Raw genomic sequence first — 17,938 nt, forward strand, 5'->3', positions numbered from 1 at the left:
GGTGCCGCCCCGCCGTGAACCGCCGGGTCCTACTCCGCCGAGCCCTCGCGGCCACCGTTCCCGGGGCCCTCCCCGGAGCCGCTGTCCGAGCCGCCCTCGGAGCCGCCCTCAGAGGCGCTGTCGGAGCCGCCGTCCCGGCCGCCGTCCTGTCCGCCCCGGGCCTCGTCCGGCCGGTCGCCGACTCCGCGCCTGGGGGGCTTCGGCGGGCGCGCGCGCCCGCCGGACGGGTCGCGCAGGTACGAGCCGTCGCCGCCCTCCGCGGGGTGGCCCGCCGCCCCGGGCAGCCCGGCCTGCCCGGCACCGGGGCCGCCCGCCGCGCCCGGTCCGGCCGCGGGGCCCGTGCCCGGGCCGCCGTCCCGCCGCCGCAGGTACCGCTCGAACTCGCGGGCGATGGCCTCGCCCGACGCCTCGGGCAGCTCGGCCGTGTCCCGCGCCTCCTCCAGCGTCTGCACGTACTCGGCCACCTCGCTGTCCTCGGAGGCGAGTTGGTCCACGCCGAGCTGCCAGGCGCGGGCGTCCTCGGCCAGTTCGCCGAGCGGGATGCGCAGGTCGATCAGGTCCTCCAGCCGGTTGAGCAGGGCCAGCGTGGCCTTGGGGTTGGGCGGCTGCGACACGTAGTGCGGCACCGCCGCCCACAGGCTGACCGCCGGGACACCCGCGTGCGTGCACGCCTCCTGGAGGATGCCGACGATGCCCGTCGGCCCCTCGTACCGGGTCTCCTCCAGCTCCATCCGCCGCGCCAGGTCCGGGTCGGACGTGACGCCGCTGACCGGGACCGGCCGCGTGTGCGGGGTGTCGCCGAGCAGCGCGCCGAGGATCACGACCATCTCCACGCCCAGCTCGTGGGCGAAGCCCAGCAGCTCGTTGCAGAACGAGCGCCAGCGCATCGACGGCTCTATGCCGCGGACCAGCACCAGATCGCGCGGCTTCTCGCCGCCGACGCGGACCACGGACAGCCGGGTGGTGGGCCAGGTGATCCTCCGCACCCCGCCGTCCAGCCACACCGTGGGCCGGTTGACCTGGAAGTCGTAGTAGTCCTCGGCGTCGAGCGCCGCGAACACCTCGCCCTTCCACTCCCGTTCCAGGTGCGCGACCGCGGTGGAGGCGGCGTCGCCGGCGTCGTTCCAGCCCTCGAACGCGGCCACCATGACCGGGTCGATCAGCTCGGGAACCCCCTCGAGCTCGATCACCCAGGCCTCCTTCCGAAGTTCCGTCCGTACGAACCAACCTTACGGCGTTCGGGACCCCTGCCCGCAGCCACTTGCACACGACCGGGTGCTGTGCCGGCCTCCCACGACTACCCCTGCGGTGACCTCGGAACACCCGGAATTCATCCGAGGTAAGGGGCCTCGAACGCGATGAAAGGGGTGGACGTCTCGACAGGGCGCCGCTATACATCGGAGGACTGTTCAAAGATCCGATGTCACGAGGGTAGGTACCGCACGCATGGCACACACGGCGCACCCACCGGACACCGCGGACGCCCCGCCCACCGTCACCGCGGTCGAGGTCCACGACGTCCGCTTCCCCACCTCCGAGCACCTCGACGGCTCCGACGCCATGAACCCCGATCCCGACTACTCCGCCGCCTACGTCGTCCTGCGCACGGACCGCGGGCCGGACGGCCACGGCTTCGCGTTCACCATCGGCCGCGGCAACGACGTCACCGCCGCCGCCATCGCGGCGCTGCGCCCGTACGTGCTCGGCCGTCCCGCGCCCCGGACCGCCGCCGACCTCGCCGCCCTGCACCGGGACCTCACCCACGACTCGCAGCTTCGCTGGCTCGGCCCGGAGAAGGGCGTCGTCCACATGGCGGCCGGCGCCGTCGTCAACGCCGCCTGGGACCTGGCCGCGAGCGCCGCCGGGCTGCCCGTCTGGGAGTTCCTCTCCCGGATGAGCCCCGAGGAGCTGGTCTCCCTCGTCGACTTCCGCCACCTCACCGACGCCCTCACCCCCGACGAGGCCCTCGCCCTCCTCCGCGCCGCCGAACCCGGCCGTGCCGAACGCGCCGCCCGCCTCCGCGCCGAGGGCTACCCCGCCTACACGACCTCCCCCGGTTGGCTCGGCTACGACGACGCGACCCTCGTCCGCCTCGCCCGGCAGGCCGTCGAGGAGGGGTTCGGCCAGATCAAGCTGAAGGTCGGCGCCGACCCCGGCGACGACGTGCGCCGCCTGGCACTGGCCCGCGCCGCCGTCGGCCCCGGCATCCGCATCGCCCTCGACGCCAACCAGCGCTGGGACGTCCCCGAAGCGCTGCGGCGCCTCGCGGAACTCGCCCCGTACGACCCGTACTGGATCGAGGAGCCCACCAGCCCCGACGACGTCCTCGGCCACGCCGCCATCCGCGCCGGCCAGCCCGTCCCCGTCGCCACCGGCGAACACGGCGCCAACCGCGTCCTGTTCAAGCAGCTCCTCCAGGCCGGCGCCGTCGACTTCGTGCAGATCGACGCCGCCCGCGTCGCCGGGGTCAACGACAACGTCGCCATCCTGCTCCTCGCCGCCAAGTACGGGGTGCCCGTCTGCCCGCACGCCGGGGGAGTGGGGTTGTGCGAACTGGTCCAGCACCTCGCCATGTTCGACTACGTCGCCGTGTCCGGGACCCTGGAGGACCGGGTGGTCGAGTACGTCGACCACCTCCACGAGCACTTCACCGACCCGGTCACCGTCCGCGCCGGACGGTACGCCGCCCCCACCGCGCCCGGGTTCTCCGCCCGGATGCGCCCCGAGTCGCTCACCGCCCACCGCTACCCGGACGGACCGGTCTGGCAGGACAGGAAGGACACCCGCCGTGCGTGACCTCGACGGACTGAACGCGCTCGTCACCGGCGGCGCCTCCGGCATCGGAGCCGCCGTCGCCCGCGAACTCCTCACCCGCGGCGCCCGCGTCGCCGTCCTCGACCGGGACACCTCGGGCGCGCCCGGCGGGACGCTCGCCCTCACCGCCGACGTGACCTCCGACACCGGAGTGCGGGAGGCGGTCGCCGCCGCCGTCGCCGCGTTCGGGTCCCTGCACACCGTCGTCGGCAACGCCGGGATCGGCGCGGTCGGCACCGTCGAGGACCAGACGGACGAGGAGTGGCACCGCGTCCTCGACGTCAACCTCATGGGCCTCGTCCGCACCGCCCGGCACACCCTGCCCCACCTGCGGCGCGCCGCCGCCGAGCGGCCCGGCGCGGTGTCGGTGACCCACACCTGCTCCGTCGCCGCCACCGCCGGACTGCCGCAGCGCGCCCTCTACTCGGCCTCCAAGGGCGCCGTGCTCTCCCTGACCCTCGCCATGGCCGCCGACCACGTCCGCGACGGGATCCGCGTCAACTGCGTCAACCCCGGCACCGCCGACACGCCCTGGGTCACCCGGCTCCTCGACCGCGCCCCCGACCCGGCCGCCGAACGCGCCGCCCTCGAAGCCCGCCAGCCGATGGGCCGGCTCGTCACGGCCGAGGAGGTCGCCGCCGCCGTCGCCTACCTGGCGAGTCCCGCCGCCGCGTCCGTCACCGGCACCGCGCTCGCCGTCGACGGCGGCATGCAGGGCCTGCGGCTGCGCCCGGCCACGTGACGCCGCGCCCGGCCACGTGACACCGGCGGGCTCAGAGCACCGCCCGCAGCCACTGCTCGACGCTCGCGATGTGCACCGTCGCCCACGACCGGGCCGCCTCGGCGTCCCGGTCCCGCAGCGCGGTCAGGATCGCCCGGTGCTCGTACAGCGTCCGGCCCACGACGTCCTCCTGGGTGAGCCCGCGCCAGACCCGGGCCCGCGTCGTCGGCCCGGACAGGCCGTCCAGCAACGAGCACAGCACGGTGTTGCCCGACGCGCCCACGATCCGCCGGTGGAAGTCCAGGTCCGCAGCGACCAGGTCGTCCACGGACGGCTCGGCGCCCAGCGCGTCCAGCGCCGCCTCCAGCACGTCCAGGTCGGCCGCGCCGATCCGGTGCGCGGCCATCGCGGTCGCCGCGGGCTCCAGGATGCGGCGCACCGCCAGGAACTCCAACACCGTGTCGTCGCGGTGGAAGTCCACGACGAAGCTCAGCGCCTCCAGCAGCAGCCGCGGGTCCAGGCTCGTCACGTACGTGCCGTCGCCCTGCCGGACGTCGAGGACACGGATCAGCGACAGCGCGCGCACCGCCTCGCGCAGCGAGTTCCGGGACAGGCCCAGCTCCGCGGCGAGCTCGCTCTCCCTGGGCAGCCGGTCCCCGGGGCGCAGCGCGCCGGAGACGATCATTTCCTTGATCTTCTCGATCGCCTCGTCGGTCACGGCCATGGCGCGCCCCTCACTGCCTCTCAGACATCCGATGTGTGAGCTGTGCGAGCGTACAAGGGGGGCGGCTCGCGCAGGAGCCGCCCCCCTCGCCCGGCCGGACCCCTGCCGGGACGGACCCCCGGCCGGGGGAGCCGGGGGCCCGGGGAGGGTCAGGGCCGCTCGGCCAGCATGGCCTCGACCCGGTCGCGGATCTCGTCCGTGACCAGGCCGCGGATCGTCAGCGTCGTACGGCGGCGCAGCACGTCGTCCGCCGTCTCGGCCCACTCGCGGTCGCGGGCGTAGGCGACCTGCGCCCAGATCTCCGGGGCGTCCGGGTGTATGCGCGCCGCCAGCGCCGGGTCCTCGTACGCCATGCGCGCGATGTCGAACGACAGCGAGCCGTAGTGCGTCGCCAGGTGGCGGGCGGTGTCGGCGGCCATGCGGGGGCCGGGCGTCCCCCCGTCGACGAGCAGCCGGTGCGCGACCGCGTTCGGGTTGGCGATGCCGGGCAGCGGGAGCTTCTTGGGCAGGCGGGCGATCGGCTCCATGTCGTCGGCGAGCGGCCGTCCGGGCAGCGCGGCCAGCTTGTTCATGACCGTGCGGCCGATGTGGCGGAACGTGGTCCACTTGCCGCCGGCGACCGAGAGCATGCCGCCCCGGCCCTCGGTGACGACCGTTTCGCGCTTCGCCTTCGACGTGTCGCCGGGGCCGCCGGGCAGCACCCGCAGACCGGCGAAGGCGTACGTGATCAAGGAGCGGTCCAACTGCCGGTCGCGGATGGAGAAGGCGGCCTCGTCCAGGATCTGGGCGATGTCCTTCTCCTCGACCGCGACGTCCCCCGGGTCGCCCTCGTACTCCTCGTCGGTGGTGCCCAGCAGCAGCATGTCCTCCCAGGGGAGGGCGAAGGTGATGCGGTACTTGTCGATCGGCGTGGCGAGCGCGGCCCGCCACGGCGAGGTCCGCTTCAGGACGAGGTGCGCGCCCTTCGACAGGCGGATGGACGGGGCCGCGTTCGGGTCCTCCATCCGGCGGAGGTGGTCGACCCACGGGCCGGTCGCGTTGAGCACGAGCCGGGCGTCGACGCCGAACTCGGTGCCGTCGAGCCGGTCGACCAGGTCGGCGCCGGTGACGCGGCCCCGGGTGAGCCGCAGGCCGGTGACGGCGGCGTGGTTGAGGACGGTGGCGCCCGCCTCGACGGCCGCGCGGACCGTCATGAGCGCCATCCGGGCGTCGTTCATCTGGTCGTCGCCGTAGACGGCGACGGCCTTCAGGCCGTCGGTGCGCAGCTCCGGCACGTCCTGCGCGGCCTTCGCCGGGCCGAGGAGGTGGCCGACGCCGTCGCCGAAGGCGGAGAGCGCCGAGTACGCGAAGACGCCCGCGCCGAGCTTCGCCGCGCCGTGCGGCCCGCCCCTGTACACCGGGAGGTAGAAGGTGAGCGGGTTCGCCAGGTGCGGGGCGACCTGCCGGGAGACCGCGCGGCGCTCGAAGTGGTTCTCCGCGACCAGCTTCACCGCGCCGGTCTGCAGGTAGCGCAGACCGCCGTGGAGCAGCTTGGAGGAGGCGGAGGAGGTGGCGCCGGCGAAGTCGCCGGCGTCCACCAGGGCCACCCGCAGCCCGGACTGGGCGGCGTGCCAGGCGGTGGAGATCCCGAGGATGCCGCCGCCGACGACCAGGAGGTCGTAGGTCGCCCTGGACAGCAGTTCCCGGGTCTCGGCGCGGCTCGGCAGGGTGCCGGCAGCCGGGTGCGTCCCGAGGGCGGGGACGCTCTGCAGGGTGGTCATGTCGCTCTACTCCTCGTCCTCGATCCAGCTCATGGTCCGCTCGACGGCCTTGAGCCAGTTCTTGTACTCGCGGTCGCGGGTCTCCGCGTCCATGCGGGGGGTCCACTCGGCGGCCCGCCGCCAGTTGGCCCGCAGCGCGTCGGTGTCGGGCCAGAAGCCGACGGCCAGGCCGGCGGCGTAGGCCGCGCCGAGGCAGGTCGTCTCGGCGACCATCGGGCGCACGACGGGCGCGTCCAGGACGTCCGAGAGGGTCTGCATCAGCAGGTTGTTGGAGGTCATGCCGCCGTCGACCTTCAGCGCGGACAGCTCGACGCCGGAGTCCTTGGTCATGGCGTCGGTGATCTCGCGGGTCTGCCACGCCGTGGCCTCCAGCACGGCGCGGGCGATGTGCGCCTTGGTGACGTACCGGGTCAGGCCGGCGATCACGCCGCGGGCGTCGGAGCGCCAGTACGGGGCGAACAGCCCGGAGAAGGCCGGCACGAAGTAGGCGCCGCCGTTGTCCTCGACGGACAGGGCCAGGGTCTCGATCTCGGCCGCGGTGCTGATGAGGCCCATCTGGTCGCGCATCCACTGGACGAGCGAGCCGGTGACGGCGATGGAGCCCTCCAGGGCGTAGACCGGCCTGTCGTCGCCGATCCGGTAGCCGACGGTGGTGAGCAGCCCGCTGTACGAGTTGATCACCTTGTCGCCGGTGTTCATCAGCATGAAGGTGCCGGTGCCGTACGTCGACTTGGCCTCGCCCTCCGCGAAGCAGGTCTGCCCGAACAGGGCCGCCTGCTGGTCGCCGAGCGCGGAGGCGACGGGGACGCCGTCCAGGACCCCGCCCTTGACGTGCCCGTACACCTCGGCGGAGGAGCGGATCTCCGGGAGGACCGCGGCGGGCACCTCCATGGAGTGCAGGATCCTGTCGTCCCACTCCATCGTGTGGAGGTTCATCAGCAGGGTGCGGGAGGCGTTGGTGACGTCGGTCACGTGCCGGCCGCCGTCGACGCCGCCGGTCAGGTTCCAGATGACCCAGGAGTCCATGGTGCCGAAGAGGATCTCGCCGCGCTCGGCGCGCTCGCGCAGGCCCTCGACGTGGTCGAGGAGCCAGCGGACCTTCGGGCCGGCGAAGTAGGAGGCCAGCGGGAGGCCGGTCTCGCGGCGGAAGCGGTCCTGGCCGACGTTCCGGCCGAGCTCCTTGCACAGCGCGTCGGTGCGGGTGTCCTGCCAGACGATCGCGTGGTGGACGGGCTCACCGGTGTTCCTGTCCCACAACAGCGTGGTCTCGCGCTGGTTGGTGATGCCGATGGCCTTGACGTCGGCGGCGGTGATGCCGGCCTTCTCGATGGCGCCGGCGACGACCTCCTGGACGTTGGTCCAGATCTCGGCGGCGTCGTGCTCGACCCAGCCGGGCTTCGGGAAGATCTGCCGGTGCTCCTTCTGGTCGACGGAGACGATGCGCCCGTCGCGGTCGAAGACGATGCAGCGGCTGGAGGTGGTGCCCTGGTCGATGGCGGCGATGAAGGGGCCGGTGCCGCGGGAGGCCGTGGCGGTCATGGGGTGTGCTCCTCGGAGTCGGTGGTCGGGTCGGGTCGGCTGGGCTCAGGCGAACGCGAGGGAGTAGACGCCCGCGGCCGCGGCGGCGCCGATCAGCGGGCCCACGACGGGGATCCAGGCGTAACCCCAGTCGGAACCGCCCTTGTTGGGCAGGGGCAGCAGGGCGTGCACGATGCGGGGGCCGAGGTCGCGCGCCGGGTTGATGGCGTAACCGGTCGGGCCGCCGAGCGACAGGCCGATGCCGACGACGACGAGGGCGACGATCAGGCCGCCGAGGGCGTTCAGGCCCTTGCCGCCCTCGTTGAGGCCCTGGGTGAGGACGGCCAGGACGAGCACGAGGGTGCCGAGGACCTCCGTGGCGAGGTTCTGCCAGACGTTGCGGATCTCGGGGCCGGTGGAGAAGACGCCGAGCACCGGGCCGGGGCCTTCGACGGCGGGCTTCGAGGCGGTCTCCGGGTCGGTCAGGTGGGCCTGGAACTGGCCGTAGTAGGCCACCCACACGAGCGCGGCGCCGATCATGGCGCCGAGGAGCTGGCCGGCGAAGTAGAAGGGGACGTCGCCCCACTCCCCGTCCTTGAGGGCGATGCCGACGGTCACCGCCGGGTTCAGGTGGGCGCCGGAGAGGGAACCGGTCATGTAGACGGCGGTCATGACCGCGAAGCCCCACCCGAGGGTGATGGCGAGCCAGCCGGTGTTCTGCGCCTTCGAGCGTTTGAGCACGTCGGCGGCGACGACGCCCCCGCCGAGGAGGATGAGCACGGCGGTACCGATGGTCTCGCCGATGAAGATGTCGGAGCTGGACACCCGCGACTCCTTTGTCCTTCGTCCAGGGGAAAGGCGAACCCCGGGTCCCTCCGGTGGTCCGTGCCCTCGGGGTGAGGGCGGTGCCGGCCTCCTGGCGTTGCCACACTCTAGCGTGTATTTCCGGTAGGTGTTCGACAATGCCGACCGATGGACGGCAGTTTTGTCCCCGGGTCAAGGGCACGTCAAGGCTTCGCGCCTCGGAAACCCGATCGTTACCGGGCCCGTGGCGTACGGCCGCCACGTCCGGCCGCCACGTCCGGGCGGCGCGGGCCGGTGGGGCGGGGTGGAGGGCGGGTGCCCCGGGAGGGCGGACGCGAGGCCGCGGAGGGGACCGGGGTGCCGGCGCGGCCGGGCGGCGGGCGGCCCGGGCGCGGGAGCGGCGGGGCGGAGGAGTGGGGGGGCGGGGATGGTGGAGCGCGGGGGCGCCGGGGTCAGAAGCGCCCGGCGCCCAGATCGCGCGAGACGGCGCGCGCGCACGCGCGCACGGCGGTGACCAGCTCCGGGCGCAGCTCGCCCCGGTCGCAGATCCGCTCGACGGCCCCGGTGATGGCCACGGCCCCCACCGGCATCCGCCGCCGGTCGTGGATGGGCGCCGCCACCGACGCGACGCCCTCCCAGGTCTCCTCCACGTCCGCGGCCCAGCCGCGCGCCCGCGTCAGGTCCAGCAGCTCCTCGAAGTCGTCCAGCGCCGTGACCGTGCGGGACGTGAACGCCTTGCGCTCCACCTCCACGGCCTCGCTGTGCGCCACCGGGTCGTACGCCGACAGCACCTTCCCCAGCGCCGTGGAGTGCAGCGGCTGCATCGCGCCCACCTCCAGCACCTGGCGGCTGTCGTCCGGCCGGAAGACGTGGTGGATGACCAGCACCCCGTGCTGGTGGAGGACGCCCAGGTGCACGCTCTCGCCGCTCGACCTGGCCAGGTCGTCCGTCCACACGAGCGCCCGCGCCCGCAGCTCGTGCACGTCCAGGTAGCTGTTGCCGAGCCGCAGCAGCTCCGCTCCGAGCTGGTACCGGCCGGACGCCGCGTCCTGTTCGACGAACCCCTCCGCCTGCAGCGTGCGCAGGATGCCGTGGGCCGTCCCCTTGGCCAGGCCGAGCGACGAGGCGATGTCGGAGAGACCCAGCCGGCGCTCTCCGCCCGCGAGCAACCGCAGCATCGCCGCCGCCCGCTCAAGCGACTGGATGTTCTTCGCCATCCCCGGCCTGCTCCTTCACTCCACGGTTCGACAATGCTGAACAGTATCGGTCGTTGCCGACCTCCGGCCACACGACGAGACGGTGTACGCGCCACCTGGCCGGTCTTCGACCCCGCCAAGCATGCCGTCCGTCACATGGGACGGCGTGTCCGCCCCGGTGGATGGCGGCTACGCTGACGACGTGCGCCTCCCCCCGGAGACGCAAAGCCGACAGCCGTCGCACCTCAGGGAGCATCTCCATGGCCTCGTTGCCGACCCCTTCCCCCACGTCCGCCGACAGTGGCGCCCGAGCAGCCGCGCTCCGTGACGCGTTCGCCACGCGAGTGGTCGTCGCCGACGGAGCCATGGGCACGATGCTCCAGGCTCAGGACCCCACCCTCGACGACTTCGAGAACCTCGAAGGCTGCAACGAGATCCTCAACCTCACCCGGCCCGACATCGTCCGCGCCGTCCACGACGCCTACTTCGCCGTCGGCGTCGACTGCGTCGAGACGAACACCTTCGGCGCCAACTTCGCCGCCCTCGCCGAGTACGACATCGCCCACCGGGTCCACGAGCTCTCGGAGGCGGGCGCCCGCATCGCCCGCGAGGTCGCCGACGAGCACACCGCCGCCAGCGGCCGGCAGCGCTGGGTCCTGGGCTCCATGGGCCCCGGCACCAAGCTGCCCACCCTCGGCCACGCCCCGTACACCACCCTCCGCGACGCCTACCAGAGCAACGCCGAGGGCCTGGTCGCCGGCGGCGCCGACGCCCTCCTCGTCGAGACCACCCAGGACCTCCTCCAGACCAAGGCCGCCGTCCTCGGCGCCCGCCGCGCCCTGGAGGCCCTCGGCGTCGACGTGCCGCTCATCGTCTCCGTCACCGTCGAGACCACCGGCACCATGCTCCTCGGCTCGGAGATCGGCGCCGCGCTCACCGCGCTCGAACCCCTCGGCATCGACATGATCGGTCTGAACTGCGCCACCGGCCCCGCCGAGATGAGCGAGCACCTGCGCTACCTCGCCCGCCACTCCCGCGTCCCCCTCTCCTGCATGCCCAACGCGGGCCTCCCCGTCCTCGGCAAGGACGGCGCCCACTACCCGCTCGGCGCCCCCGAGCTCGCCGACGCCCAGGAGACCTTCGTCCGCGAGTACGGGCTGTCGCTCGTCGGCGGCTGCTGCGGCACCACCCCCGAGCACCTGCGCCAGGTCGTCGAACGCGTACGCGGCCTCGCCCCCGCGCCCCGCGACCCGCGCCCCGAGCCGGGCGCCGCCTCCCTCTACCAGAGCGTGCCGTTCCGGCAGGACACCTCGTACCTCGCGATCGGCGAGAGGACCAACGCCAACGGCTCCAAGAAGTTCCGCGAGGCCATGCTCGAAGGTCGCTGGGACGACTGCGTCGAGATGGCCCGCGACCAGATCCGCGAGGGCGCCCACATGCTCGACCTGTGCGTCGACTACGTGGGCCGCGACGGCGTCGCGGACATGGAGGAGCTCGCCGGCCGCTTCGCCACCGCCTCCACCCTGCCCATCGTCCTCGACTCCACCGAGGTCGAGGTGTTGCGCGCCGGCCTGGAGAAGCTCGGCGGGCGCGCCGTCATCAACTCCGTCAACTACGAGGACGGCGACGGCCCCGAGTCCCGCTTCGCCAAGGTCACCGGCCTCGCCCGGGAGCACGGCGCCGCGCTCATCGCCCTCACCATCGACGAGGAGGGCCAGGCCCGCACCGCGGAGAAGAAGGTCGAGATCGCGGAGCGGTTGATCGCCGACCTCACCGGCAACTGGGGCATCCGCGAGGAGGACATCCTCGTCGACTGCCTCACCTTCACCATCTGCACCGGCCAGGAGGAGTCCCGCAAGGACGGCATCGCCACCATCGAGGCCATCCGCGAACTCAAGCGCCGCCACCCCGACGTGCAGACCACCCTCGGCCTGTCCAACATCTCCTTCGGCCTCAACCCGGCCGCCCGCATCCTGCTCAACTCCGTCTTCCTCGACGAGTGCGTCAAGGCCGGCCTCGACTCCGCGATCGTCCACGCCTCCAAGATCCTGCCGATCGCCCGCTTCGACGAGGAGCAGGTCACCACCGCCCTCGACCTGATCTACGACCGCCGCCGGGAGGGCTACGACCCCCTCCAGAGGCTCATGGAGCTGTTCGAGGGCGCCACCGCCAAGTCCCTCAAGGCCGGCAAGGCGGAGGAGCTCGCCGCCCTCCCGCTGGAGGAGCGCCTCAAGCGCCGCATCATCGACGGCGAGAAGAACGGGCTCGAAGCCGACCTCGACGAGGCCCTGCGCACCCGCAAGGCCCTCGACATCGTCAACGACACCCTCCTGGACGGCATGAAGGTCGTCGGCGACCTGTTCGGATCCGGCCAGATGCAGTTGCCGTTCGTCCTCCAGTCGGCCGAGGTCATGAAGACCGCCGTCGCCCACCTCGAACCGCACATGGAGAAGGCGGACACCGAGGGCAAGGGCACCATCGTCCTCGCCACCGTCCGCGGCGACGTCCACGACATCGGCAAGAACCTCGTCGACATCATCCTGTCCAACAACGGCTACACCGTCGTCAACCTCGGCATCAAGCAGCCCGTCTCCGCGATCCTCGAAGCCGCCGAGGAACACCGGGCCGACGTCATCGGCATGTCCGGACTCCTCGTCAAGTCGACCGTGATCATGAAGGAGAACCTGGAGGAGCTCAACCAGCGCGGCCTCGCCGCCAAGTACCCCGTCATCCTCGGCGGCGCCGCCCTCACCCGCGCCTACGTCGAGCAGGACCTCCACGAGATCTACCAGGGCGAGGTCCGCTACGCCCGCGACGCCTTCGAGGGCCTGCGCCTCATGGACGCCCTCATCGCCGTCAAGCGGGGCGTCCCCGGCGCCGCGCTCCCCGAACTGCGGCAGCGCCGCGTCCGCGCCACCGCCTCCGTCGAGGAGCCCGAGCCGGAGACCGGCGTCCGCTCCGACGTGGCCACCGACAACCCCGTGCCCGAGCCGCCGTTCTGGGGCACCCGCGTCATCAAGGGCGTCCAGCTCAAGGAGTACGCCGGCTGGCTCGACGAGGGCGCCCTGTTCAAGGGCCAGTGGGGCCTCAAGCAGAACCGGACCGGCGAGGGCCCCTCGTACGAGGAGCTCGTCGAGACCGAGGGCCGCCCCCGCCTGCGCGGCTGGCTCGACCAGCTCCAGACGCGCAACCTGCTCGAAGCGGCCGTCGTCTACGGCTACTTCCCCTGCGTGTCCAAGGGCGACGACCTCATCGTCCTCGACGAGGCCGGCAACGAGCGCACCCGTTTCACCTTCCCCCGCCAGCGCCGCGGCCGTCGCCTCTGCCTGGCCGACTTCTTCCGCCCCGAGGAGTCCGGCGAGACCGACGTCGTCGGCTTCCAGGTCGTCACCGTCGGCTCCCGCATCGGCGAGGCCACCGCCGAGCTGTTCGCCTCCGACGCCTACCGCGACTACCTGGAGCTGCACGGCCTGTCCGTCCAGCTCGCCGAGGCCCTCGCCGAGTACTGGCACGCCCGCGTCCGGGCCGAGCTCGGCTTCGCCGGCGAGGACCCCGCCGACGTCGAGGACATGTTCGCGCTCAAGTACCGCGGCGCGCGCTTCTCCCTCGGCTACGGCGCCTGCCCCGACCTGGAGGACCGCGCCAAGATCGCGGACCTGCTGCGGCCCGAACGGATCGGCGTCCACCTCTCCGAGGAGTTCCAGCTCCACCCCGAGCAGTCCACCGACGCCATCGTCATCCACCACCCGGAGGCGAAGTACTTCAACGCCCGCTGACCCCGCTGACCCCGCTGACCCCGGTGGCGCCCGGTGCGCCCGGCAGCGCCCGCCGGCCCGACCGGCGTGCCGCGTCCGCCGCGGGGCGCGCCGGTGCGGGGCGTCGTACACTGGTCGGTCCACAGCAGGCCGGTCGCGTATCCCCGCCGGGAGTCCCGGCAGGGGGCGCGACCGGCCTTCTCGTCCCCACGGAGGTGTGCCGATGACCAGTACGGTCCCCGCGTCCCTGACCCGAACGGCCGACGGGTCGGCCCTGCAGGCCGTGTTCCTCGACATGGACGGCACGCTCGTCGACACCGAGGGCTTCTGGTGGGACGTGGAGGCCGCGGTCTTCCGGGAGCTCGGCCACGAGCTGGACGAGTCCTGGCGCGACATCGTCGTCGGCGGGCCCATGGCCCGCAGCGCCGGCTACCTCATCGAGGCCACGGGCGCCGACATCACCCTCCCCGAGCTGACCACGCTCCTCAACGACCGGTTCGAGGAGCGCATCGACGACGGCGTCCCCCTCATGCCCGGCGCCGCCAGACTCCTGGCCGAGCTGTCCGAGCACGCCGTGCCCACGGCGCTGGTCTCCGCCTCCCACCGCCGGATCATCGACCGCGTCCTGTGCTCCCTGGGCGCCGACCACTTCACCCTCACGGTCGCCGGAGACGAGGTGCCCCGGACGAAGCCGCACCCCGACCCGTACCTCCTCGCCGCCCGCCGCGTCGGCGCCGACCCGGCCCGGTGCGCCGTGGTCGAGGACACGGCCACCGGGGTCGCCGCCGCCGAGGCGGCCGGTTGCCGGGTCGTCGCCGTCCCGTCCCTCGCCCCCATCGCGCCCGCCGACGGCCGGGTCGTCGTCGGCTCCCTCGAAGAAGTGGATCTCCGCTTTCTGCGCGCTTTGATCACGGGAATGGACTGAGCCGCGCACCCAGCGTGTCCCGGTGAATTGGGGAAAAACTCTCGGCGCCGGAGCATGCCTTTTCCGTGACGGCCCGGAAAGCCGCCTCACGTGACCTTGGTCACGCAGCGTGGCGCCGCCCAGGCGCCCGCAACCGCACACCCGTCCGGATCGGGGTGCTTCAGGCGTGCCCATGTGTCCGGATTCATCAGGCCGTGTACGAAACATTCCGGCGCGTTCGAGCCGTACGGTCACGGTCGAAGATCGATTTCTGATGACCCCTCAACTCCGCGCCGGTCCGGGATTAGTGGCGATGCCACTAATCTTTCCGGCGAGCACCCCGCCGCACTTTCCCCGTGCCGCCGCCGCCACAAAGCGGTGGTGAACACGGGACCGATCGTTCGTACCCGGCCCGATCGCCGCGCCCCACCGGGCGCCCGCGGCGGAGGCTCCGCACACGCACCACCCCGTGCCGGACCAGGAGTACGACCCCCATGAACCGCAAGACCTTGGCGCTGCCGGCGATCGCCGGACTGCTGGCCCCCCTCCTCGCCGCCTGCGGCACCGAGACGGGCGGGGCCGCCGGAGGCAGCGACATCGTCGTCGGGACCACCGACCGGTTCGCCGCCTCCCCGGACTCCCCGGCCCCCTTCGACCCGGCCTACGCGTACGACACCGGCGTCTGGAACGTGCTGCGCCAGACCGTCCAGACCCTGACGCGCATCCCGCGCGGCGGCGGCCGTCCCGTCCCCGACGCGGCCTCCCAGTGCCAGTTCACCGACAGCGCCAGCGAGAGCTACCGCTGCCTGCTCCGCGAGGACCTCGTCTTCTCCGACGGCAAGCCCGTCACCGCCCGCGACGTCACGTACTCCATCGAGCGCGTCCTGGCCATCAAGTCCGACAACGGCGCCGCCGGACTCCTCTCCAACATCGACACGGTCGAGGCCAAGGGCTACCGCGAGGTCGTCTTCCACCTGAAGACGCCCGACGCCACCTTCCCGTACAAGCTCGCCACGCCCGTCGCCGGCATCGTCAGCAGCGACAAGTACGGCGCCACCGAGCTCCGCGAGGGCTTCCAGGTCGACGGCTCCGGCCCGTACACGATGAAGCCCGAGGTCCGCGACGGACGCCTCGTCAGCGTCGCCTTCACCAGGAACCCCCACTACAAGGGCGACGTCAAGGTCCGCAACGACGGCGTCGAGCTGCGCTCCTTCGCCGACGCCGACGCCATGGGCGAGGCGCTGGAGGCCGGCGACATCGACATGATGACCCGCACCCTGGAGCCCGAGCAGATCAAGGAGCTCGACGCCCGCCCCCGGGAAGGCGTCAAGCTCACCGAGGTCCCCGGCCTGGAGATCCGCTACCTCGCCTTCAACACCGAGGCGCCCCCCGTCAAGGACAAGGCCGTGCGCCAGGCCGTGGCCGCCCTCGTCGACCGCGACCGCATCGCCCAGAACGTGTACGGCCCCACCGCGACGCCGCTGTACTCCCTCATCCCCTCGACGATCGTCGCCCACAGCAACTCGTTCTTCAACAAGTACGGCGAGCCCAGCCGCGACAAGGCCGCCGGCATCCTGCGCGACGCCGGTGTCCACACCCCGGTCGAGCTGACCCTGCACTACACGACCGACCACTACGGCGCCGCGACCGCCAAGGAGTTCGCCGCCCTGCGCGACCAGCTCAACGAGAGCGGCCTGTTCGACGTGACCGTCCAGGGCGTCGAGTGGTCCGCCTTCCGACCCGCCCAGAAGCGCGGCGACTACGCCGCCTACGGCCTCGGCTGGTTCCCCGACTTCCCGGACCCGGACAACTACGTCGCGCCGTTCCTCGACGCCGACAACTTCCTCAACACGCCCTACGCCAACGCCGAGGCCCGCGAGCGGCTCATCCCCGCCTCCCGCCGCGAGGCCGACCGCGCCGCCGCGGCCCCGTCCTTCAAGCGGCTCCAGGACATCGTCGCCGACGACGTCCCGGTCCTCCCGCTCTGGCAGGGCAAGCAGTACGTCGCCTCCCGCGACACCCTCACCGGCGTCGAATGGGCCCTCAACACCTCCTCGGACCTCCAGCTCTGGGAGCTCGGCCGAGGAAACGCCTGACCCCTGCTGTACCGAAGAGATCCAGAGGCAAGGTTCCAGTGAAGGCACACAACAAGTGGCTGACGGCCCCGCTCGCCGCGGGACTCGCGGCCGCCACGCTCAGCGGCTGCGGCACCGACAAGGACGCCGGTGCCGGTGACGGCGCCGGGACGATCGTCGTCGGCATGTCCGACGAGGTCCTGGCCACCGACCCCGCCACCGGGTACGACCCCGGCTCCTGGCTGCTGTTCAACAACGTCTTCCAGTCCCTGCTGAGCTTCCCCAAGGGCGCCACCACGCCCCAGCCGGAAGCCGCCGAGAGGTGCGAGTTCGACAAGGGCGCCAGCACCGTCTACCGCTGCACCCTCCGCGACGGCCTGAAGTTCAGCAACGGCAACCCGCTCACCGCCGAGGACGTCAAGTTCTCCTTCGAGCGCGCCCTGAAGATCGACGACGAGAACGGGCCCGGCCCGCTCCTCTCCACCATCGACAAGATCGAGGCCCCCGACGACAGGACCGTCGTCTTCACCCTCAAGGTGCCCGACGCCACCTTCCCCAGCAAGATCGCCTCCGGCGCCGGCTCCATCGTCGACCACCGCGAGTACCCGGCCGACGGCCTCCGCACCGACGGCAAGGCCGTCGGCTCCGGCCCGTACAAGCTGGAGTCCTTCAGCGACGAGAAGGCCGTCTTCTCCGTCAACCCGGAGTACCAGGGCGCCGCCAAGGTCAAGAACGACGGCATCACCCTGAAGTTCTACAACGGCGACCGCAAGGCCCTGGCCGAAGGTCTGACGAAGGGCGACGTCGACGTCGCCTACCGCGGCCTCGCCGCCGACGACATCCAGAAGCTCAACGGCTCCCCGACGGCCGGCCAGAAGGGCATCGAGGTCATCGAGGGCTCCAGCGCCGAGGTCCAGCACCTGGTCTTCAACATGAAGGACCCGGTCGCCGGCAAGCTCGGCGTCCGCAAGGCCATCGCCCACCTCGTCGACCGCCAGGCGCTCGTCCAGGACGTCTACCAGTCCACGGCGACCCCGCTGTACTCGATCGTCCCCGCCGGCATCCTCGGCCACAACACCGCCTTCTTCGACCGCTACGGCGACCGCCCGCAGCCCGACCTCGCGAAGAAGGCCCTCCAGGAGGAGGGCATCAAGGACAAGGTCGAGATCACCCTCTACTCCACGCCCAGCCGCTACGGCCCCGGCACGGACGAGCAGGTCGAGGCCATCGCCAAGCAGCTCAACGACAGCGGGCTGTTCCAGGCCGACGTGAAGTCCGTCGAGTACGACCAGTACGAGAAGGACATCAAGGCCGGCAAGTACGGCGTGTACATCAAGGGCTGGGTCCCCGACTACCCGGATCCGGACAACTTCACCCAGCCGTTCTTCGGCGAGGGCAACGTCCTCGGCAACCACTACGAGAACGACAGGATCACCGGCGAGATCATCCCGGACACCGCGGCGGCCGCCGACCGCAGCTCCGCCCAGGACGACTTCGACCGGCTCCAGGACCTCGTCGCCGAGGACGTCCCCCTCCTCCCGCTCTGGCAGGCCAAGCAGTACGCCGTCGCCCACAACACGATCACCGGTCTGGAGTGGACCCTCGACGCGTCCACCGTGTTCCGGTTCTGGGAGATCAAGAAGGGCTGACGCCCGCTCCGCCCGCAC

Annotated in this window: 12 protein-coding genes; 6 read left to right on the top strand and 6 right to left on the bottom strand. The window is 72.4% G+C overall.

The window, feature by feature from the left end; genetic code table 11:
• Window positions 1–29 precede the first annotated feature (29 nt).
• Window positions 30–1,190 carry a PAC2 family protein gene (locus tag RND61_RS18730; protein WP_315879142.1) on the bottom strand — a complete coding sequence of 387 codons (1,161 nt, stop codon included), beginning with the start codon at window positions 1,188–1,190 and terminating at the stop codon, window positions 30–32.
• A 256-nt stretch (window positions 1,191–1,446) separates the two neighbouring features.
• On the opposite strand from RND61_RS18730, the gene RND61_RS18735 reads away from it, so the two are divergent.
• Both RND61_RS18735 and RND61_RS18740 read left to right on the top strand, forming a co-directional pair.
• Window positions 1,447–2,796 carry an enolase C-terminal domain-like protein gene (locus RND61_RS18735; RefSeq protein ID WP_315879143.1) on the top strand — a complete coding sequence of 450 codons (1,350 nt, stop codon included), beginning with the start codon at window positions 1,447–1,449 and terminating at the stop codon, window positions 2,794–2,796.
• Window positions 2,789–3,556, top strand: coding sequence for an SDR family NAD(P)-dependent oxidoreductase (locus RND61_RS18740; protein ID WP_315879144.1), 768 nt, complete (start codon window positions 2,789–2,791; stop codon window positions 3,554–3,556). Before RND61_RS18735 ends, RND61_RS18740 begins: the two co-directional genes overlap by 8 nt.
• Before the next feature lie 31 nt (window positions 3,557–3,587).
• Here RND61_RS18740 and RND61_RS18745 read toward each other — a convergent pair whose 3' ends face one another.
• From RND61_RS18745 to RND61_RS18765, 5 genes are all read right to left on the bottom strand, one after another.
• A complete protein-coding gene (locus RND61_RS18745; RefSeq protein ID WP_315879145.1) occupies window positions 3,588–4,259 on the bottom strand; it encodes a FadR/GntR family transcriptional regulator in 672 nt (223 codons plus the stop codon).
• Between the two features lie 149 nt (window positions 4,260–4,408).
• Window positions 4,409–6,019: a glycerol-3-phosphate dehydrogenase/oxidase gene (locus tag RND61_RS18750; protein ID WP_315879146.1), complete on the bottom strand. Its 1,611-nt coding sequence runs from the start codon at window positions 6,017–6,019 to the stop codon at window positions 4,409–4,411.
• A gap of 6 nt (window positions 6,020–6,025) precedes the next feature.
• The gene (gene glpK / locus RND61_RS18755) at window positions 6,026–7,558 is read right to left on the bottom strand and encodes a glycerol kinase GlpK (protein WP_315879147.1); all 1,533 of its coding nucleotides are present in this window, start codon (window positions 7,556–7,558) and stop codon (window positions 6,026–6,028) included.
• 45 nt (window positions 7,559–7,603) lie between these two features.
• Entirely contained in the window at window positions 7,604–8,362 is a 759-nt protein-coding gene (locus RND61_RS18760; protein WP_315879148.1) for an MIP/aquaporin family protein, read from the bottom strand.
• A gap of 431 nt (window positions 8,363–8,793) precedes the next feature.
• Window positions 8,794–9,558, bottom strand: coding sequence for an IclR family transcriptional regulator (locus RND61_RS18765; RefSeq protein ID WP_315879149.1), 765 nt, complete (start codon window positions 9,556–9,558; stop codon window positions 8,794–8,796).
• A 239-nt stretch (window positions 9,559–9,797) separates the two neighbouring features.
• On the opposite strand from RND61_RS18765, the gene metH reads away from it, so the two are divergent.
• The 4 genes from metH to RND61_RS18785 all read left to right on the top strand — a co-directional run bounded on the left by metH (window position 9,798) and on the right by RND61_RS18785 (window position 17,920).
• Entirely contained in the window at window positions 9,798–13,313 is a 3,516-nt protein-coding gene (gene metH / locus RND61_RS18770; protein WP_315879150.1) for a methionine synthase, read from the top strand.
• 202 nt (window positions 13,314–13,515) lie between these two features.
• Window positions 13,516–14,217 carry an HAD family hydrolase gene (locus RND61_RS18775; protein ID WP_315879151.1) on the top strand — a complete coding sequence of 234 codons (702 nt, stop codon included), beginning with the start codon at window positions 13,516–13,518 and terminating at the stop codon, window positions 14,215–14,217.
• A 473-nt stretch (window positions 14,218–14,690) separates the two neighbouring features.
• Entirely contained in the window at window positions 14,691–16,292 is a 1,602-nt protein-coding gene (locus RND61_RS18780) for an ABC transporter substrate-binding protein (protein ID WP_315879152.1), read from the top strand.
• 38 nt (window positions 16,293–16,330) lie between these two features.
• Window positions 16,331–17,920, top strand: coding sequence for an ABC transporter substrate-binding protein (locus RND61_RS18785; protein ID WP_315879153.1), 1,590 nt, complete (start codon window positions 16,331–16,333; stop codon window positions 17,918–17,920).
• The last annotated feature ends 18 nt before the right edge of the window (window positions 17,921–17,938 follow it).

It is taken from the genome of Streptomyces tamarix, from assembly GCF_032423885.1.
In the GTDB taxonomy this organism is placed as follows: Bacteria; Actinomycetota; Actinomycetes; order Streptomycetales; family Streptomycetaceae; genus Streptomyces; species Streptomyces tamarix.